We start from the raw sequence: 19,536 nt of genomic DNA, 5'->3' as shown, positions 1-19,536 counted from the left end.
CATATTTTTTTTTCAAAACAAACAAGCAAACTAGTTGCACCTCTCTCAATATATGATAAGCTGAACGTGAATGGGGGCGATAATTGGTATGCAATCAACGGAACGAGAATTTAAGAACTTGCTCACTGCAGCACAATTCCAGGCAGTCCGGCAGGCATATCCATTCCAGGCACCCTTCCAACAGCAGAATAATTATTTTGATACGGCCAATCAGGCATTGGTACAGCACCATTGGGGACTGCGCATCCGTCTCTTTGCGGATCACGCCGAGCAAACGTTAAAAACGCCCCAGTCAGGACCCGGACGGACTTTGTTGGAAACAACAGATCCCCTCTCCGTCCCACAAGCGCAGCAGCTGGTTCGTCGGCAGCAAATCCTGGCCCCTAGCCAGGTCGCCACAAAATTAGCAACGATCGACGTCCAGCCTCACCAGCTGCGGCTGATCGGTCAGGCAACGACGACTCGCTACCTTTGTTCTTTGCCAGAAGGATTATTGACACTCGACCAAACTGATTATCCGGACGGCGATGCCGATTATGAGCTTGAAATGGAAGTACACGATTTTCAAAACGAAACACTGGCTTTTCAAACAATCTTGAAAAAGTTTCAGATTGCCAAACAGCCAATTATCAATAAGGTCCAGCGTGCCATCCAGCATAAAAGTTAAATTTTTTTCAAAACTGAAACTAATCATTTGAAAAAAGTTCAAAATCTGTTATGTTAGACCTTATAGAAAATAACTATTTTTTATCATTCAATCAATCACTTACAACTTACAAAAACAAAAATTTTAGTATCGTAATGGGGGAAACAACGTGCTAGAAATTTTCTTATTTATCGATCCGATCGGCCGCCGGTGTCTCGACGCTGAACGGACGTTATTAAAAATCGTGTCTGAATCAGACGAAAAAATTCATTATCGCTTTATGCCGACCTTAAACTTGAAGGTCGTGAATAACGATATGATCGGCCGCAGCATGGATATCCATGATCTGGAACAGCATAATCGGACGTTCCAGCTGATGTATCGCGCTATCCTCGATATCAAGGCCGCTTCATTCCAAGGCAACAAAAAGGGACGCCAGTATTTAATGGCGCTCCAAGAAGCGTTAACCGAACAAGGAAAAACTTATAACGATGCCTTAGTCAAAGAATTAGCCAAGCAGGTCAAATTAGACCGTGATATGTTCCTGGAAGATCGGCAGAGCGACCTAGCAAAGCAGGCCTTCGAAAAAGACCAGCAGCTGAGCTGTGAAATGAAGATTACGCAAGCACCATCTGCGGTAGTCTTCAATTATGCTAAACCAGCAAGCGAATATGGACTCCTGGTTGAAAACTGTGATTCTTACCCATTGATGCGTGACATTTGTCTGAATCAAGCGGATTCGCCACGCCAGATCTTAAAGCGTCACTCCGAGATCAATCAATTAAACCCAGCTCAATTGCGAGTTCTTTAATAAAAATAATCCTTTTTTCAGCCGCCCGGCAGGACGGTTTTTTTTGTGGGCGTTTTATCGGACCATTCCGGCAGACGATCCCACTTGTAATGTTCGCCGGATTGCAGCAATGCGCCACTGTCCACGAGCCGCTGCAAAAAATGGGACAGCGGCCAGTTGCGCCAGTAACTCGGCGGCAGCAGCGGCATTTCGGCGTGCCATTCGCTTTGATCGAGCTGAAGAACCTGTTTGGTCGTAAACTGCGGCCATTCGCTGAGCTGAATCAGCAGCCGGATATTGATCTCAAATTGAGTCACCTGCTGGCAGGGCGGAACCGCCGTCGGTTCGTAACAAATGGCCGGCGCCTGGCGCAGATCATAGCCCTGCTGATAGCACCACTGCTGCAGGCCCACCAGCCGGTTATGCGGATAATGGAGTGCCCGGTCGACGCGGCCGGCCTGCTGTGCAATCGTCAGCTGCGGCATTTGCCGCACAAAAAGGCCGCCGTTCCAAGGATTTTCCTGATGCAGTGTCCAGCTGGTCATTTGATAAAACGTTCGTCTAAAATCTGCCTTGCGAATATGATGGTATAAACGCACGCATTCCTGTTCTGGCTCAAGAAACAGCAAGTAAAAGCCCCATTCCGGCCGATAATGCAAAAACTGCTGCTGAGCCGGCGTCAATGTCCGTCCCAATCGATAACGAGGTCCCAATAACCAGGCCACCTCCAGGCCAATCTCCCCATAACCTTCCGTTCGGGTCTGCAATTCGGCTGCTGCAAGCGGACTGCATTGATATTCCAGCACTAGATTCCGATTCGGAACGAAGACATCGGCCCGCTGCTGGACCTCATCCAGATACGCCTCTTGTTCGCATCGCAGTCCTGCTTGGCCGCAAAATTGTGTCAGCAAGGTCTTGCCAGCTTGATGCCAGTCGCTTTCGCCACCTTCTTTGGTACATTGCTGCTGATGGGCAAAATAAGCTCGTTTGCGGGCCCCGCCGTTGCGCAAAGATAAGCGGCCGTGACAATCGGGACAGTAAAACGGTCCTGTGACACCTGCTTTCAATGGCAAAATCTGTAATTGTCCTGCTTGATCATAAGCATATTGCATGGTCAATCGCCTCCTCCCTCTAAAATTACGCAAAAAAAAGACTGAAACCTTTCGATTTCAGTCTTTTTTTATTTGAAATAATAACGTGTCAATTCCAAAGCGGTCTTTTCCATGAGTATCTGACCATGTTCGGCCAGTACATCCGGCGTGACCTTCGTTTTCTGCGCATATTCATAGGCAACGGCTAGGTCGTCCGAAATCACATTCTTCGGCGTTTCGTCCACAAAGAAAATCAAATGCAGGTAAAAGGCATTCTGATAACGATATAGATCCGAAATGGCACCAGCCGGACGCAAAATCTTCGCTAACGCAATGACGTCTTCGAAGTCGGCCAGCTTCAAAACCACTTCCCGTGTCGGGGTATCCGGATCCTGCAGATAATTCTCATAATCGGCAGCATTTTCTTCCGTCGCCGGATCATCCGTCTGCAATAACCGTTTCCGCAATGCTTCCGAAATCGCATCGCCATCCGGATGGCTCTGATCAGCATCCTGACTGTCATCTGCTGCGGAATCAGAATCCGAATTCTTCGCCGCACCTGGCAGATTCTTGCTGATCAAAAGTTCCAAGCCGCTTTGGCTCGGCATGACCTGAAACGTGACTGCATCACTCGATTTAAACATGTGGTCTTTATCGACTTCTTCTAAAATGCTGTAAAAGAAACTTTCAATTTCACTACTGTTGCCCAGCAAGTCTAAGACGGTGATGCCCCGTTCGGCCAGGTCCTCGTTGCCAAGGATCACGCGGATAGTATTGTCGTTGATTCTTTCCATTTCCATTTATCCGACACCTCATTTCAGCCAGATTTCAAACGGGCTTCTTAGTAGTATTGTACTAGTAATTAACGGCTTGTAAAGTTTTTTCTATGGCTCGGCAAAATGAGCAAAAAAAGGAATCGGAGGGGGTCCGATTCCTAAGTAGGGTGTACCGTCATTTCCAAACGGAAAATATTCGATGCTTGTTTAGCTTCATTAAAAGCCGGTCATTAACTGAGCCTGCTGCAACTCCAAAGCACGAACCTCACGTGGTAAGAACCGACGGATTTCGTCTTCATTGTAGCCGACTTGCAGACGCTTATCATCCATAATAATGGGACGGCGCAGCAATCCAGGTGTCTTCTGAATTAAATCAAAGAGATCATCGAGGGAGAGATCATCTAAGTCAACATTTAATTCTTGGAATGCCTTTGAACGTGTCGAAATAATTTCTTCAGTCCCATTTTCAGTCATCCGTAAAATATTCTTAATCTCATTTTTGGTGAGCGGTTCTGAAAAAATATTACGTTCCTGAAATGGAATGTCATGTGCTTTGAACCAAGCACGTGCTTTACGACAAGATGTACAACTGGGGGATGTATACAATGTAACCATTTTTCTCGCTCCTTTACAAATATCAAATCAACTTAGTAGCTTTGTTTGAGAGCCATCAATCAACTTACAAATATATTATAACGAATCGGGAAATACCCCAGCAACCAACTTCGTAAAAATTATTTTTTAAATATTGAAAAAAAGTGCGCGCAAATATTGAGTTTAAATATAATTTCCATAATTTATGAAGATAATCCCCTTTTTATTTTTAAACTTGGATTGTTTGCCCCAACGACGCCAATTTTGTCGGTACGTTGCCAGCTGCTGTCCGAGCTTGATCCAGCAAAACTTGTAAATCAAGCTGCTGCGGCAGATGGGTCAGCAATAATTTGCCGACTTGGGCCCGACGAGCCAGTTCGCCTGACTGAGCGGACGTCATGTGCCAGATTTTGCCGGGTTTGTCGGCCAGGAAGTTGGTATCGGCCATCAGCAAATCGGCATATTTGCTGAATGGGACTAATCCGTCGAAGAAAGCCGTATCGGCGGTGAAGACCAGCGTTTTGCCGGTTTCCTGCTCCTCAATGCGCATTGCATACGCTGGAACCGGATGAACCGTCCGCAGGAAATTGATTTTGAACGGTCCCAGCTGCAATGTCGCATCAGGATCGTAGGCTTTTCCTTGTGTGATTCCCTGCATCGTCAAACTGGCAAAGTTGAGCGGATCCTGGCTGCTGCCGTAGATCGGCAGGACTGGTTCTTTTTTATCCCCCTGCCGCAGCTGCCAATAATACTGCAGCACACCAACATCAGCGGTGTGATCATGATGGTAATGCGACAGGATAACGGCATCCAATTGCAGCGGATCCAAAACGTGCTGCAAATTCAGGAGTGCGCCGCTTCCGCAATCCAATAGTAAATGGTACGAACCTGATTCTAATAAGTAAGCACTCGTCCCGATATTATCAGCGGGATATCCGCCGAGATAACCTAAAACTGTGACTTTCATTGTCAAGACCTCCTATTTTCTCCAGTGTAAGCCGAAAATCGTGTTTTAGAAAGCTTTTTGTAAAGTCAAGGCGCGCTTTTTAAAAGAACAGACTGTATAATGAAGGCGGAAGCATTTTGATGTTCAGAATAAGGAGGAAGTATTATGGCACAAACAGTTCGTACGATTCTTGGATCTAAGGATTTCTTAGTGACCTTCATCAGACACCATACTGATCGTACTTTGACCCTCTTACAGCCCGGCTCTCCAACCGCTGATTATCAATTGGTCGATGCCAGCGATAAAAACGGTATTTTTGCAATGCCACTTATTTATCGGGTCCTGCACCAGTATGATGGTGCTGGAATCAGCGGCATGGTCCACTTTATGTATTTCAACTTGTCGGCCGACGACACAAAAGTCTTTTTTGCAACGGCGAACAAGGTCTTGGGCAACTGCGCCAATATCTATGGGTTAAACCAGACTTACTTAATGCAGAAACAGGATGCCCGGATTCAGTTCGTCGTAGTCACTTGCTGGGATAACGATGCCGATTTCTATGATTGGAAACAATCCAAAGAATTTGCACCGCTGGCCGACTTTGTCGCTCGCAGCGCTGACACACAAGGTTACCACGAAACGACTTATCGAATCGTTTCACCATCCGAATACGATCAGCCAGCTCCTGAAGAAGCTTAAATTGCTTTTTGCACATCCATTGCGGGTGTGTTTTTTTTCGCTTTTTTTAAAAAAGGGCTATCGTGTGTGTGAAAGGAGACGCTCATGAAATTATATAGCTACCGTTACTTGCAGGAGCTGCCGCATCCGAACTGGTGGCTCGTCGGCATCGTGCTGGCAACGCTGGTGCTCATTCTGTTCGGTTTATTATACCGAATGCATGGTCACGGCCGGGAACGCTACCGCCAGCTCGACATTATCGCCGTTGTGATTGTGCTTTTACTAGCAGCGATCCAAGTCAGCCGCCTCAATGATCGTTACCAAGCTCGTCAGAGGCAGCAGCAGGCCGTTCAGTTGCTTCAAAAAGCCGCCCGCCAATTACACTGCTCGCCGACTGAACTCAGCCTGAGCGCCGCTGAGCCCCGTTCACAGCTGCTTCTCCATGATGGGCGTCATCATGATAACTACCTGCTCCTGATTGGCGACACCAGCCACCCACAAAAATTTATTCTCGCCCAAACAACGCTCATTCACCCCCGCTTTCACATTGAGGAAGGAAAATCGTGATGCATTATTTAAATATTTTAGTCCGTTTAGCAATCAGTTTCCTGTTCATCATCATTTCAATCAACCTGACTGGCAAGGATAACTTGGCGCCAACTTCAGCCATGGACCAAATCCAAAACTATGTACTCGGCAGCATCATCGGCGGTGTCGTCTATAACGTCAACATCACCCTCTTCCAGTTTACGATCGTGCTGCTGATTTGGTCGCTCTTAATTCTCGTTTCCCGTTACATGGCCGCTCACAACGACCGCCTCAAAAAGTTTCTGAATGGCGACCCGATTACGCTTGTCAAAGACGGCCAACTGCTAGTCGACAATTGTCTCAAAGCCAATCTGCCGGCGCAAAGTGTCGTCCTCAAACTACGGATGAATGATGTCCGTGACCTTCGGGATGTCAAACGGGCCATTATCGAGCAGAATGGCCAACTGACGATCATCCGCACGAATGAGCGCAACTTGATTTATCCGCTCATCACGGACGGTGTTGTCGATCCCGATGCCCTTGAACTGATCGACAAGGACCGCAAATGGCTCAAAAACGAGCTCCATGCCGCCCACATCAAGCACATCCGCAACGTCTATTTAGCCGAATATCAAGATGGCAAGGTGCATTTCTATCCGTACACCGACCAGCAGCAGAATAAATCGTTGTTGTGAACCCAGTGGACGGACGCAAAAAAACAGTTTTCCTATCCGATTGTGGGTATGAAAACTGTTTTTTAAAAGCAAATCTAAATTTTTAAAGCTCCAACTGATACGCATAGCGTGGTTGTTTGTCTTCGAACATGTAAATGTAGCCCCGATAAATAAAGCCATTGGTCGTAATGACATGCTGCATACCTTTATTGTCCGGATGGGTATCGATTCGAATATCGTGGTAACCTAGCAGCACTGCAATCGAAATCAGATTGGAAATCAATAATTTCGACAAGTGCTGGCCCCGAAACTGCGAACTAATCGCAATCCGGTGAATGACGACGTACTTTTCGTCAGGATCGCCGGCCCAAGCACCATGGTCAATCTGCCCATAATACGGATCAGGGCTTGGAAACAAGGTTGCTGTCCCGGCAATTTTGCCATCGCTGATCAAAACGTAATTGAAGCCGTGTTCAATGTCGTCATGGAACGCCGCCTCATCGGGATAGCCGTTCTGCCACTGGTCGACATCCTGACTCTTTAAATGGTCCTTAGCATCCTGAATCAATTCCATAATGGCTGGTAAATCAGCCAGCGTTGCTTGCCGTACATAAATTGCTGCCATCGTCATCACCTCAATTTTAATTTTTGCGAATAAATAACAAAATACACATTTTATTTCAACTTGTCAACTGGTTGGAGGCCGCGATTAAAGAGAATCGTCCAGCCGCTCAATCCAATCAGCACAAACCAAATCAGCCAGGGAATAAAGTAGCCCAATACGAGTGTGACCAGTAACGAGCCTTCGTAAATGGCAAAATCTCGAGGCTGCCTGAACCCGACTTTATTGATCAATGCTGCTTGGTCCGGATTGGCATGGGCCAGTTCCCGGGCTAATAAAATATAACTGATTGTCCAGCAAAACAGCACTGCCGTATAGAGAACTGATGCCCAGCCGTAATTCGGAAACTTGCCCGAAAACGAAGTCACATATGGAATCAGCGATAAAAAGAAGAGCCACAGGGCATTCGCCCAGAACACACCTCGTGTCAGCCGTTCCGATAGTCGAAACAGCAACTGATGGTCGAGCCAGGTTGAAAAAATCAGGATAAAACTGACGATATACACTAGAAATGACTTCCAATCAGCCCAGACGAGCCGAATATCCGGCCGATCTGGCGCCTTGAAATCGAGCACCAGAATTGTGACCACAATGGCCACGATTGCATCCGTATATGCTTCTAACCGTCCCTTATTCATCTCCGCTCGACCTCTTTCCATTTCCATTATAAAAAGAAGCGGCCGGACAAGTTCAAAAAAGGACTCGCAACTTGCTTGCGAGTCCTTTATTTCTGATTAGTTCTTCTTCATCGTGATTACACGTTCACTCTTGACGGTCTCATAGAAGTATGTGACCGAAACAACATTGTACGGCGTAATCCAGAGGAATCCGATTCCCAAGGTCAGCAGACCGACAAAATCCCAGCCGATAAAGGATAATTCGAGCCACAGCAGATTGAGCCAGTGCTTACGCATGATGAAAAAGGTCAGCGTCAGCGTAGCGCCTAGCGAATACTGCGGATATTCCATTTTGACTTGGACCCAGATTTGGAAAAAGCCGGTCAGCAATAACTGCAGAATGGCAATTACCAACGACGCAACGGCAATCATAAAAACGGTTGTTGTCACCGCCTGTGCTTCCGATGCCTGCATCAAGTAGGATTCGAGCCCATCCAGATTATTCCAGCTGAAGCTGAAGATACGCTGAATGCCGAACGTGCCCGAAAATGGCAGCAGAATCACAAATGAAATGGCAATCTGAAGCAGTTCCTGTACCAAATTGATGACAACGAGCGCCGAATAATACGGCTTTTTGAAAGCAACCAATAAGGTCGCATTCGAATCGACTTTCGTTTTGCGAATCACTTGCAGCGCCGCAAAATACAATGCATACGTGAATGCAAAGTAAACAAAATATTCGAGAAAAGTATCGATAATGGAATACGACATCGAATGGGTGCCGAAAATTTGCCCAAGCAATGAATCGCCGACGGTCCGCACGAACAATGCGATCGCCGTCAAGAAAGCCATGGCGGTCCAATTGCCTCTGAGCGCCTGTCTGGCTTCAAGCCGGAACTGTGCAGATTTCATAAAAACGAGATCCCCTTTTTAAATTAGTAAACGGAATGCGTCCGGATCGGCCGGTTGACAATGCGATTATAGGCTCGCGCCGTCAGCAGATAAAAACCACTGTAGACAACGATATACAAGCCGCAGATGACATAAGCCAGTGTGCTGCTGGGATTATCCAAATAGAAACTGAGCATATGAATTACAAAGTAAGCATGGAGCGTTCCGACCAGAATCGGCAGCAGGAAAACGAGCAGCAATTGCTGATACAGACTGTGCCGAATCTCCGGTGTAGTCACTCCGATTTTTTTCAATGTCTGATACTGGCCAATCTCGCCTTGTGCTTCCGTTAATTGTTTCAACATAATAATACTGCCAGTTGCGAGCATAAAAATCAAACTCAGTAAAATGACAATATACATCAAAAAGCCGAATGAGGCATGACTGTCACGTGCAAACGGCCGTTGAATCAATAACGTACTCCGGTCATTATACCCAATCCGCTCGCTTTCTTTCAGCTGTGTTGCCGGCACGACTCGATACGTCCGCTGGTTAAAGGCAGCTCCGTTCGAACGAAGATATTCTTTGTGGTCGGCCTGGTCGGACTGCTGATTGAGCCGGCTAAGCAGTTTGCTCTTATTAGGACTCTTGCCGAGGTCGGCCGAATAAATCGTATCGGTAAAATCAGGCTGCAGCTGTGCAAACAACTGATCGCTGACCACGAGACCATTGCCGAAGAAGGCCCCATAGCCGTATGGAAATTGATTGCTGAGGCCGATCAGCTGCAGTGTCGGCAGATTCGCCTGCCGCAGCCGGACGGGAATCGGCCGCCGTTTACGGGGCCGCTGCGCATCGCCTTTGAAAATCGCAATAAAGTCCAAAATAGCCACCGTCTGATTGCCCTTCAAATGCACTGGATGGAAATTGGCCAGATGGCGGTTGATGCGATTATACGCACTTTGGCTGACAATCGTCGCCGCTCCAGATTCATTCACCTGGTGCTGGTTCAACAGGCTGCGGAGGCTGAATGAGGCCCCCATCGTTTTCAATTGGGTCGTATGCACATCTTTCAGCGGGACAGCGGCAGCCTGAGCCTGCTGCTGCAGCTGCTGGTACTGTCCATTGAGTGCCGTTACATCCTGCGGGGCATACCCTTTGATCAGATCCTGATTATAGGTGAACACCATCGACGCACTGCCGATTGCCGTGATGGTAACGGCACTCAGGATTGTACTGAGCCATAAAGCATTTGCATTCCGCTTGACCCGATATACTAGATTTGAAATGCCGACAATCCGCATGCCATGATAATAAAATCGCCGCCAGCGCTGCGCAAGATGTAAAACAATCTCGACAAAAAATTTGAAGAAGCCATACGTGCCAAGGACCACTAGCAGCAGAATCAGCGGCACCATGCCCAATAAATAAGCATTAGGCCCAATCACGGCACTGAACCGAATCGTCGGCCCCGTCTGATAAGAAATCAGATACCCAGTAGCAATCATCAGAATGCTGAGGATGGCCCCTAAATACGTCCCTTTAGTCGGACGGGCAATTCCTTTTAGCTCCTCACTTGGTTTAAACAGGTCGACTAACCGATAGCGATAAATCAGGCTGCCGTTTAATAAACCAAGAAGCACAAAGAGTCCTAAAAAAACGAACCCCGTTTTACGGACGGCAATCCACGAAAACAGAAAGTTGGTGTTGGCATGGACCTGCATCATCCGCAGGACCAGCATCGCAAAGAGTTTCGAAAGGAGCACTCCCAGCGTCAAACCGATTACCAAGGCAATCACACCGAGGGCCAGACTCTCACTGAAAAACAACAGGCCGATATTACGCTTCGAAACGCCTAACAAGTTATACAGTCCGAATTCCCGTTTCCGTTTTTTAATGAACAAAGCATTTGAATAGAATAGAAAAAAGACCATGAATAAGAGCAGCGTCAAACTGGCAAACTCGAGCAGGTTTTCAAAATAAAGATGGTCAATCTTGGCAAAGACTCGTTTCAAATCCGCATTGTGAATCATCGCTGTAAACACAAAGTAGAGCATGATCGACAGTGAGGTCGTCAAAACGAAGAACGAATAATCCCGGATTCGAGCCCGAGCACTCTTCAAAGCGATCTTACCGAGCAATCCGTCCGCCTCCGATCGTTGCCTGCATATTGATAATATCATTGAAAAATTGTTTGCGGTCGCCCTGCCGAATCAATTCCGCAAAAATCTGGCCATCCTTGATGAACAAGATACGTTTGCAGTAACTAGCCGTGAAGGCATCATGGGTCACCATCATGATTGTCGTTTGATCGGTGTCGTTCAGCTGACTCAAGTACTGTAAGAGTTCCGTCGCCGACTTCGAATCCAGACTCCCCGTCGGCTCATCGGCAAACAGCAGTTCCGGAGCGGTGATAATCGCCCGTCCACAAGCCACCCGCTGTTTTTGACCAATCGACAGTTCGTTCGGATAGCGGTCCAGCAGCTGCTCGAGCCCCAGAATCTGGGCAATGTGCTGCAGACGCGTCTGAATGACAGTATAGGCCGTTTTATCGAGCGACAGCGGCAGGATTAAATTTTCACGCACCGTTAAAGCGTCTAATAAATTAAAATCCTGAAAGATGAAGCCAAGCTGCTGGCGGCGGAATTCCGCCAATTGCTGGTCATGCAGCCGGCTGACATTTTCACCATTCAGCAGCACTTGGCCGCTGGACGGCTGGTCGATTGTCGACATCACATTCAATAACGTTGTTTTCCCAGCGCCAGATGGCCCCATGATGCCGACAAATTCCCCTTTGTCGATCGTGAACGATACTTGGTTCAACGCATGCACCAAGCTAGCACGATGGCCGTAAATCTTTGAAACTTGTTTGACTTCTACAAAAGCCATTTTTCCACCCCACTTATCCAGGTTAATCATAGCAAATGAAATCCGCTTTGTCCTCCGACTAAAGATGGTTGTCTTTTTCAGTAAAAATCAGTAGGATAAAGAAGATTTAACAACGAAAGGAGCCGCACTATGTTTAAAGTAATGATCGTCGAAGATGACCCGACAATTGCCGATTTGATTGCCGAAAATTTAACTAAATGGCAGCTGCAGCCGGAAAAAGTCACCGATTTTAGTGATGTGTTCAATCAATTCCTGGAACTCAAGCCGCACCTGATCCTCCTCGATATCAACCTGCCCACTTATGATGGTTTCTATTGGATGCAGAAAATTCGGGCCGTTTCAAAAGTGCCCGTCATTTTCATTTCCAGCCGGAATACCAACATGGACATGGTGATGGCCATGAATATGGGCGGCGATGATTTCGTCAACAAGCCGTTTTCAATGGAAGTGCTGGTGGCGAAGATCAATGCCCTTTTGCGGCGCACCTATAATTACGTGGCCGAAAACAACGAGGCACTGGAACACAACGGCCTGCTGCTCAACTTGCAGAACGGCTCCGCCCAAGTCGGCGACAATCTGATTGATTTATCCAAAAATGAATACAAATTGCTTCAAATTCTGATGCGGCAGCACGGCAAAATCGTCAGCCGGGACAAACTGCTGCGGACGATGTGGGAAGATGAACGCTTCGTTGATGACAACACCTTGACGGTCAACATCAACCGGCTGCGCAAAAAAATTGCGCAAGCTGGCCTGCCCAACTACATCGAAACCAAGGTCGGTCAGGGGTACATGATTCCATGACCTTTTTTGCATATTTGCGGGACCACGCCTTCCATTTCTTTTTCTGGCTCGGCAGTCTGGTCCTGCTCAACCTGATTTTGTGGCTCGAACCGAGCTACACGATTCATTTGGCGACGCTGCTCTATCTGGACGGACTGCTGTCGATTTTCTTCTTTATTTTTATGGGCCTGCTGTATTGGCACGAACTGCCTTGGTACCGTGCCATCAGCGAGCGGCAGCAGGCGCAAGACGATGCGCTGAATTGGCCGCTTAACGAAGCCAATTCGAATGCCCAGCAGCAGATTCAGGACTACGTCGACCAGTTATTGCGGGCCCATCAGCAGAGTCTCGAAAACGAAATCAGCGCTCAGCAGGACCAGCGGGAGTTCATCGATAGCTGGGTCCACGAAATCAAAGTGCCTTTAGCGGCAACCCGCCTGCTGATTGAATCCGTCGAAGAGGACCTGCCCGATAAAAAATTTACCCAGTTCGAATTGGAACTGCAGAAAATCAATTTCTACGTCGAACAGGTGCTGTACTATTCACGGCTCAACGACTTTGCCAAGGATTACCTCATCCAGGAATATCCGGCCAAGCCGATTATCAATGACCTCATTCGGGACAATATGAACTATTTCTTCGAAAAACAAATCCACGTCGAAGTCAACGGCCCTGATGTTGAATTGCTGACGGACGAGAAATGGCTGCGATTTATCCTTGAACAAATTCTGTCCAATAGCTTGCGTTACACGCCCAAAGGCGGCACCATCACGATTACGACCAAGCATGCGCAGCGTGGCAACTGGATTACGATTGCCGACACCGGCATTGGGATTCCGCCGCAGGACCTGCCCCGTGTCTTCGATAAAGGCTTCACCGGCAGCAATGGCCGGCAGTCCAATGAACGGGCGACTGGCTTGGGGCTCTATCTCGCCCAGCAGATGAGCCGCAAACTCGGCCACCAGCTGACGATTGCCTCTACTCAAGGCCAAGGCACCACCGTCACCCTTTTCTTCCCGCTGCTCAGTTATTATAACGATGAAAATGGCGATTTCGTCGGCAAAGTAGAATCATGAAAAACAAGGCTGTGGCATAAGTGTCTCTTGCACGAAAAATGACGCTTTAAATGCAATTTTTGCATTTAAAGCGTCATTTTTTCCCAGTGCGGCTAAACGCACTGGGGTGTACGCTTATTCTGTGCCCTTCATATTCAGTGTCAGGGCATTGGCGGCGACGATAATCGTCGAAGCACCCATCAAAACGGCCCCAACAGCGGGACTCAGGATGATGCCGATTGGCGCTAAGACACCGGCTGCCAGCGGAATGGCGACGATGTTGTAGCCAGCACCCCACCAGAGATTCTGAATCATCTTTTTGTTCGTCCGTTTGGCGAGCTTCATAAAGTTGAGAATATCGGCTGGATCGCTGCGGACCAGGACGACGTCGGCAGAATCAATGGCGACATCCGTGCCGGCCCCAATGGCAACCCCGATGTTGGCCTTCGCCAGCGCCGGTGCGTCGTTGACCCCATCACCGACCATCATGACATGCTTACCCTGGCTCTGATACTGGGCAACAATCTTTTCCTTATCATCCGGCAATAATTCGGCATGGAAATCGGTGATGCCGAGTGTCTTAGCAACTCCAGCGGCCGTTTCCTGATTATCCCCGGTCAGCATCACTGGCGTAATGTCATGCTGCTTCAGAGTCTTGACCAAATTCTGGGCCCCTGGCTTAATCTGATCGCCTTGCGCAACTAAGCCAATGACCTCATTGTCAGAGATCAAGTAGCTGACCGAATTGCCAGCACTGGCAAGCTGTTCGAATTGTTCGGCATCATACTTGATGTGGTGCTGCTTCAAGTAATTCGCCGTAACAATTGCATATTCATGCTGATGAACCGTCCCGGTCAGGCCGATTCCTTTCAGCGTATTGACGTTTTCAGCAACGGGAATGTCGACATCCTCAGCTTGGGCTTCCTTCAGAACACCAATCGCCAATGGATGGCTGGAATGATTTTCCAGCGCTGCCATAATCGACAACGCTGTCTTCTTATCGGTCCCATTCAAACCAGTGACTTCATTGACCTTGAAATTGCCTTGGGTCAAAGTACCGGTTTTATCCATCAGCACATAGGTAATCTGTTTGGCTTCTTCGATTGCATTGCGATTGCGGACCAGCAAACCATGGGTGGCGCCCAGTGATGTGCTGCGAGCAATGACCAATGGAATCGCTAATCCCAAAGCATGCGGGCAGGCAATCACCAGCACCGTAACCATTCGCTGCAAGGCATAGGCAAACCCGTCAAGCGGCAGCCAGACGAAGAACGTAATGATACCAGCGCCCAATGCGAAGTAGAACAACCAGCTGGCAACTTTATCGGCAACACCCTGAATATCCGACTTCTGGTTCTGCGATTCAGCGACTAGTTTGGAGACTTGCGCCAAATAACTGTCGCTGCCTGTTCCCGATACCTTGACGGTCAAGGAACCGTCGCCGTTGGTCGAACCGCCGATTACCTTGTCGGCAACTTTTTTCGGAACGGCTTTCGATTCACCGGTTACCAGTGATTCGTTGACAGCGCTGGAGCCAGCCGTAACCGTCCCATCAGCGGGAATCTTTTCACCAGCATTCACTACGACGGACTGGCCATTCTTAAGCTGACTCAATGGAACATCGGTGATTTTCCCATCGGTCCCGACCACATGGGCCGTATCCGGCAGCAGTTCGGCAATCTTTTTGACGGCACTGCCGGCGTTTGAAATCGAGCGCATCTCAAGCCAATGCCCCAGCAGCATAATGTCAATCAGAGTCGCCAATTCCCACATATAATCCATGATGTGGCCGCTGGGATTGATAAAGTTATTTTCGATAAACGCATAAATACTGTACAGGTACGAAACGGAAATGCCCAGTGTAATCAGACTCATCATCGCTGGTTTGCGGTCTTTCATTTCCATTCGGGCACCCTGAATGAACGGCTTCCCGCCATAGAAAAACAGGAACGTACCCAGAATCAGATTGATCCAATCGGCACCGGGAAAACTGAGCAGCGGTTTGCTGCCCATCATCGGCGACAGGAACAGCATCGGAATCGTTACAATCAGACTAATCCAGAATTTCTTCTTGAGATTGCCCATGTGCATCATGTGGCCGCCCATATTCATCATATCGGACATCTGGCCTGAATCATGTGTCATATCCATTTTTCCGTGGTCCATGTGCATGTTCTGCATGTCGCCATGGCCCATGTCATTCATGTTCTGCTTTGCCATTCGCATCCCCCTCTTCCATCAAACAGCGCTGATCGCCGGGCAGGCAGTTGCAGGCGACCTCCTCAGGGGCGGTTTTCGCCTTCTCAGCAAGCTGTGTTTGTAAATGGGCAATATCGGCCTGACTCAAGGTCGTGTGATCGACCAGGTAGCTCAGTGTCCGGCCCTTATGCATGTCGCACAAGTGGTCGAACAGCGACAGGCTGGAGTGGTCCATCGCATCTTGTTCCGTAATCGTCGCCGAATAAATGAAGGCCCGCTGTTGCTTGGCAGTCTTCAAAAAACCTTTTTTGACCAAACGGCCTAGTAGCGTTTTAACGGTGGCTGGTTTCCAGCCCATTTTTTCATCTAAGACCTGAATCATCGTGCGGCTGCTGGCGGATCCCAGTGTCCAAACGACCCGCATGACTTCCCATTCGGCGTCGCTGATCTCAAGTTGTGCTGTCATTGCGCATCTGCTCCTTTGTTTACATCTGTAAACTTAATTTCTGATTATAGTTTACATCCGTAAACGATAAAAAGCAACTATTATGCTTCCCTTTCATTTTAATGGCCTGACCCGGGCATTAGGGTCAAAAACGCTCAGTGGCGGCTGCAGCCCCACAAAGGGGTTATTTGGATGACTCAGACCAGTTAGTATCTGGTTGCTGCTGTTTCGTCTTGTTTATTAAGGGCCGTCACCTCAGCCGTCATTTAAGCGCCATTTTTAGCGACACGTTGACGGTCATTTTTGACGGCATGCTGACGGATACCGTTCAATAAACTAACTATCGTGGTTAATTGGCTAACTACCCTAGTTAGTCAGCTGACCACCCTCCGTAGTCGGCACCGTCGGAAACGGAATCAGTTCATAGATTCCCGCTTGGCGTTTGCCGCCCGAATGATACTTAATCAGGCCTTTATTGACGAGCACATCACGGTTGCGCTGCAGTGTTTTTTCAGATTGAATGTTGGTTCGCGTCATGAGTACCGAATTTCGGATCGAAATGTGTTCCGGCCAGAATGCCTCGTTGGCCACCATCAGGATGTGAAACCATAAGACTTGGGCATTCGGTGCGAGTGCATTGCGTTCTAACCAATTGCGGTACCCCTTTAACGCTGTAAATAAATCCATTGTCATTTCCCCCCTATATCTTTACAAGGCATTCTAGCCGGTCAAAACGCAGCGTTACGCGTCAAAAAAAGGTTAAAATTGACCACAAAAAAAGAGCAAGCTCAACTTGCTCTTTTTAAATGTGTGTCTTAAGGCGAATCAACCGCCTTTTGATGCACGCTTATTATTTAGTAGCATCTTTCACCATTTGAATGGTTTGGTCGCTTGTTTCAGATTCAGTCACAACTTTGTTAGCCAAGTCAGCCATCTTCTTGGAATCAAGTGTCTTGATTTCAGAACGAACTGGCAAGATGGATGTCGCACTCATTGAGTATTCATCCAAGCCTAAGCCAACTAAGATCGGTACTAAGTTCGGATCAGCAGCGGCTTCACCACACATACCAACCCACTTGCCTTCCTTATGAGCCGAGTTAATGATGTTCTTGACTAAGCGCACGATGGAAGGATTGTCTGGTTGATACAAGTAGGAAACAGCATCGTTGCCACGGTCAGCAGCCATTGAGTATTGAATCAAATCGTTGGTCCCAATACTGAAGAAGTCTGCGTATTTCGCTAACTTGTCGGCCAAAACAGCAGCAGCTGGAATTTCCATCATCATCCCAACTTCGATGTTTTCATCGACTTTGGTGCCCGCTTTGATCAGCTTATCCTTTTCATCTTCCAAGATTGCTTTTGCTTCTTGGAATTCTTGGACAGTCGCAATCATTGGGAACATGATGGCAATCTTGCCGTATGCAGAAGCACGGAGCAAAGCCCGTAACTGGGTCCGGAAGATATCTTGATGACTCAAGCTAATCCGAATCGCACGATAGCCTAAGAATGGGTTCATTTCTTTTGGAAGTGGTAAGTAAGGAAGCTTCTTATCCCCGCCAATATCCATGGTCCGGACAACAACTTGTTTGCCCTTCATTCCTTCGGTAACAGCTTTGTATGCCTTGAACTGGTCGTCTTCGCTTGGTAATTCGGACGAATCCATGTACAAGAATTCAGAACGGAACAAACCGATTGCTTCGGCCCCATTGTCAACTGCACCTTGAACATCTTTAGGTGTCCCGATGTTAGCGCCAATTGTGACCTTCTTGCCATCAGCTGTGACGGATTGTGCATCCTTCAGTTTAGCCCATTCTGCCTTCTGCTTTTCAAAGGCAGCTTGTTTCTTGTTAAAATCATCGACTTGTGCATCAGTTGGGTCAACGACCACATCACCGTCAGTCCCATCAACGACTAAGCGTTGATCAGCCTGAACATCTTGTGTAATTGTGTTCGTACCAACTACGGCAGGAATTTCCAAAGAACGCGCCATGATTGCGGAATGAGCAGTCCGACCGCCGACATCCGTTACAAAAGCCTTGACGTACTTCTTGTTTAATTGTGCCGTATCACTAGGAGTCAGATCATGTGCAACGATGATGACTTCTTTATCAATCAATGCAGGATTTGGAAGCGGCTTGTTCAGCAAGTGGCTGAGCAGACGCTTGGAAACATCCTGAACATCAGCTGCACGTTCCTGCATGTAGGCATTATCCTTCATGGCTTGGAATGTAGCGACGTAATGATCTTCAACTTCTTTAACTGCTTCTTCAGCATTGACCTGATCGTCGTTGATTTTCTTTTCCATTTCCCCAGTAAATTCAGGATCGGATAAGAACATGATATGTGCTTCGAAAACCTGTGCTTCTTCGGCACCCAAGGACTTCGTTGCGATGTCCTTGATCTTTGTTAATTCATCCGTAGACTCTTGAATTGCCTTCTGAAGGCGCTTAACTTCTGCGTCTACATCGGAAACGGTTGTTTTGGAAAATGACAAATCAGGCTGAACAAGCAAATAAGCTGGGGCAACGGCAATCCCGTTACTGGCAGCAATTCCTTTCAGCTCTTTTGACATTATTCAGTTAAACCTTCCTTTTTCATTGTGTCAGCAATTGCGTTGATAGCATCTGCTTCATCAGCACCGTCAGCCGTAACAGTAACATCGGCACCTTGGCCAACACCGAGTGACATAACACCCATGATGGACTTCAAGTTAACTGACTTGCCCTTGTATTCCAAGTTGATGTCTGAGTTATACTTGCTGGCTGTTTGAACCAAGAGTGTTGCGGGACGTGCGTGGATACCTGTTTCTGCTACAATATGAAAATCGCGTTTTTCCATTATAAATCATGCTCCTTTAATTAGGGTTGCTCTCTTTTAGTAGAAAGTAACTAAATTTTAATTGAAATCTTGTACCTTTACAGATTAACATTATTTTTTTCATTTAACAACTAAAATCAATCCGCTTTCTTCACGTCCTCACTAGGAGGCATCGCTTACACGTTTCCGTTTTCAGCGTAATGATAGATAACGGTTCCATTACGGCGCGCCGTACCAACGATTTCTTTGCGTTGGTCATAATTGACCCACACTTTTTGAAAATCCATAAATTCATCGTGCCCGACTTTAATTTCATCTATTTTTCCATGCCGGAGGTCATCCATCTCTTGTTTAAAATCTCTGGTCAAAATTTTTGCCTCTTTTCCCATTTGGACTTATGCTAACATTGTAGCCAATTAAAAAGACTGTGCAAGTCAATGGTCAAAAAAAGTCAAAAACTTGTCAAACCCGCTTGCATTCCGAAATGGATGTTGTATA

General features: G+C 47.5%; 23 protein-coding genes. 8 read left to right on the top strand and 15 right to left on the bottom strand.

All coding sequences use genetic code 11. From position 1 onward, the window contains the following. Positions 1–88 precede the first annotated feature (88 nt). Positions 89–667, top strand: a complete 579-nt coding sequence (locus IV40_RS05600) for a CYTH domain-containing protein (protein ID WP_057769398.1) — start codon at positions 89–91, stop codon at positions 665–667. Positions 668–815: 148 nt separating this feature from the next. Continuing rightward, complete coding sequence (locus tag IV40_RS05595) at positions 816–1,457, top strand: DsbA family protein (protein WP_057769397.1); 642 nt, start codon at positions 816–818, stop codon at positions 1,455–1,457. 17 nt (positions 1,458–1,474) lie between these two features. On the opposite strand, the gene IV40_RS05590 is transcribed toward IV40_RS05595, so the two are convergent. From IV40_RS05590 to IV40_RS05575, 4 genes are all read right to left on the bottom strand, one after another. After that, on the bottom strand, positions 1,475–2,548 hold the full coding sequence (locus IV40_RS05590; RefSeq protein ID WP_057769396.1) for a competence protein CoiA: 1,074 nt from the start codon (positions 2,546–2,548) through the stop codon (positions 1,475–1,477). 68 nt (positions 2,549–2,616) lie between these two features. Continuing rightward, positions 2,617–3,327, bottom strand: coding sequence for an adaptor protein MecA (locus tag IV40_RS05585; protein ID WP_057769395.1), 711 nt, complete (start codon positions 3,325–3,327; stop codon positions 2,617–2,619). A gap of 192 nt (positions 3,328–3,519) precedes the next feature. Further along, positions 3,520–3,918 carry a transcriptional regulator SpxA gene (gene spxA, locus IV40_RS05580; RefSeq protein WP_057769394.1) on the bottom strand — a complete coding sequence of 133 codons (399 nt, stop codon included), beginning with the start codon at positions 3,916–3,918 and terminating at the stop codon, positions 3,520–3,522. Positions 3,919–4,126: 208 nt separating this feature from the next. Continuing rightward, positions 4,127–4,864 (bottom strand): MBL fold metallo-hydrolase, encoded by a 738-nt coding sequence (locus tag IV40_RS05575; protein WP_057769393.1) that lies wholly within the window; start codon positions 4,862–4,864, stop codon positions 4,127–4,129. Positions 4,865–5,008: 144 nt separating this feature from the next. On the opposite strand from IV40_RS05575, the gene IV40_RS05570 reads away from it, so the two are divergent. The 3 genes from IV40_RS05570 to IV40_RS05560 all read left to right on the top strand — a co-directional run bounded on the left by IV40_RS05570 (position 5,009) and on the right by IV40_RS05560 (position 6,744). Beyond that, positions 5,009–5,542: a hypothetical protein gene (locus IV40_RS05570; RefSeq protein WP_057769392.1), complete on the top strand. Its 534-nt coding sequence runs from the start codon at positions 5,009–5,011 to the stop codon at positions 5,540–5,542. Positions 5,543–5,626: 84 nt separating this feature from the next. Next, positions 5,627–6,088, top strand: a complete 462-nt coding sequence (locus IV40_RS05565; protein ID WP_057769391.1) for a DUF3290 family protein — start codon at positions 5,627–5,629, stop codon at positions 6,086–6,088. Next, on the top strand, positions 6,088–6,744 hold the full coding sequence (locus tag IV40_RS05560; RefSeq protein ID WP_057769390.1) for a DUF421 domain-containing protein: 657 nt from the start codon (positions 6,088–6,090) through the stop codon (positions 6,742–6,744). Before IV40_RS05565 ends, IV40_RS05560 begins: the two co-directional genes overlap by 1 nt. An 82-nt stretch (positions 6,745–6,826) precedes the next feature. Here IV40_RS05560 and IV40_RS05555 read toward each other — a convergent pair whose 3' ends face one another. The 5 genes from IV40_RS05555 to IV40_RS05535 all read right to left on the bottom strand — a co-directional run bounded on the left by IV40_RS05555 (position 6,827) and on the right by IV40_RS05535 (position 11,739). Beyond that, positions 6,827–7,348 carry a GNAT family N-acetyltransferase gene (locus tag IV40_RS05555; protein ID WP_057769389.1) on the bottom strand — a complete coding sequence of 174 codons (522 nt, stop codon included), beginning with the start codon at positions 7,346–7,348 and terminating at the stop codon, positions 6,827–6,829. A gap of 50 nt (positions 7,349–7,398) precedes the next feature. Then, the gene (locus tag IV40_RS05550; RefSeq protein WP_057769388.1) at positions 7,399–7,983 is read right to left on the bottom strand and encodes a TMEM175 family protein; all 585 of its coding nucleotides are present in this window, start codon (positions 7,981–7,983) and stop codon (positions 7,399–7,401) included. Positions 7,984–8,079: 96 nt separating this feature from the next. After that, the gene (locus IV40_RS05545) at positions 8,080–8,874 is read right to left on the bottom strand and encodes a DUF975 family protein (protein WP_057769387.1); all 795 of its coding nucleotides are present in this window, start codon (positions 8,872–8,874) and stop codon (positions 8,080–8,082) included. 23 nt (positions 8,875–8,897) lie between these two features. Next, positions 8,898–10,991, bottom strand: a complete 2,094-nt coding sequence (locus IV40_RS05540; protein ID WP_057769386.1) for an FtsX-like permease family protein — start codon at positions 10,989–10,991, stop codon at positions 8,898–8,900. Further along, entirely contained in the window at positions 10,981–11,739 is a 759-nt protein-coding gene (locus tag IV40_RS05535; RefSeq protein WP_057769483.1) for an ABC transporter ATP-binding protein, read from the bottom strand. The genes IV40_RS05540 and IV40_RS05535 overlap by 11 nt, the downstream gene beginning before the upstream one ends. A 129-nt stretch (positions 11,740–11,868) precedes the next feature. Here IV40_RS05535 and IV40_RS05530 point away from each other — a divergent pair, with 129 nt between their 5' ends. Then, complete coding sequence (locus IV40_RS05530) at positions 11,869–12,543, top strand: response regulator transcription factor (RefSeq protein ID WP_057769385.1); 675 nt, start codon at positions 11,869–11,871, stop codon at positions 12,541–12,543. After that, the gene (locus tag IV40_RS05525) at positions 12,540–13,598 is read left to right on the top strand and encodes a sensor histidine kinase (protein WP_057769384.1); all 1,059 of its coding nucleotides are present in this window, start codon (positions 12,540–12,542) and stop codon (positions 13,596–13,598) included. The genes IV40_RS05530 and IV40_RS05525 overlap by 4 nt, the downstream gene beginning before the upstream one ends. 114 nt (positions 13,599–13,712) lie before the next feature. Here the strand turns inward: IV40_RS05525 and IV40_RS05520 are convergent, their stop codons facing one another. Beyond that, positions 13,713–15,797 (bottom strand): heavy metal translocating P-type ATPase, encoded by a 2,085-nt coding sequence (locus IV40_RS05520; protein WP_236698029.1) that lies wholly within the window; start codon positions 15,795–15,797, stop codon positions 13,713–13,715. Next, positions 15,775–16,242, bottom strand: coding sequence for a CopY/TcrY family copper transport repressor (locus IV40_RS05515; RefSeq protein WP_057769383.1), 468 nt, complete (start codon positions 16,240–16,242; stop codon positions 15,775–15,777). The genes IV40_RS05520 and IV40_RS05515 overlap by 23 nt, the downstream gene beginning before the upstream one ends. Before the next feature lie 137 nt (positions 16,243–16,379). Between IV40_RS05515 and IV40_RS10735 the strand changes: the two genes are divergently transcribed. Beyond that, the gene (locus IV40_RS10735; RefSeq protein ID WP_156404241.1) at positions 16,380–16,556 is read left to right on the top strand and encodes a hypothetical protein; all 177 of its coding nucleotides are present in this window, start codon (positions 16,380–16,382) and stop codon (positions 16,554–16,556) included. Positions 16,557–16,587: 31 nt separating this feature from the next. Here the strand turns inward: IV40_RS10735 and IV40_RS05510 are convergent, their stop codons facing one another. The 4 genes from IV40_RS05510 to IV40_RS05495 form a co-directional block, all read right to left on the bottom strand. Next, positions 16,588–16,908 (bottom strand): hypothetical protein, encoded by a 321-nt coding sequence (locus tag IV40_RS05510; RefSeq protein WP_057769382.1) that lies wholly within the window; start codon positions 16,906–16,908, stop codon positions 16,588–16,590. A gap of 163 nt (positions 16,909–17,071) precedes the next feature. Next, positions 17,072–18,793 (bottom strand): phosphoenolpyruvate--protein phosphotransferase, encoded by a 1,722-nt coding sequence (gene ptsP, locus IV40_RS05505; protein WP_057769381.1) that lies wholly within the window; start codon positions 18,791–18,793, stop codon positions 17,072–17,074. Then, entirely contained in the window at positions 18,793–19,059 is a 267-nt protein-coding gene (locus IV40_RS05500; protein ID WP_057769380.1) for a phosphocarrier protein HPr, read from the bottom strand. Before IV40_RS05500 ends, ptsP begins: the two co-directional genes overlap by 1 nt. A 155-nt stretch (positions 19,060–19,214) precedes the next feature. Beyond that, complete coding sequence (locus tag IV40_RS05495; RefSeq protein ID WP_057769379.1) at positions 19,215–19,406, bottom strand: hypothetical protein; 192 nt, start codon at positions 19,404–19,406, stop codon at positions 19,215–19,217. Positions 19,407–19,536 lie beyond the last annotated feature (130 nt).

It is taken from the genome of Lactobacillus selangorensis (genome assembly GCF_001437205.1).
Taxonomy (GTDB): domain Bacteria; phylum Bacillota; class Bacilli; order Lactobacillales; family Lactobacillaceae; genus Paralactobacillus; species Paralactobacillus selangorensis.
Note: the sequence above shows the minus strand (reverse complement) of the source record. Positions and strands in the feature narration are given on the sequence as shown.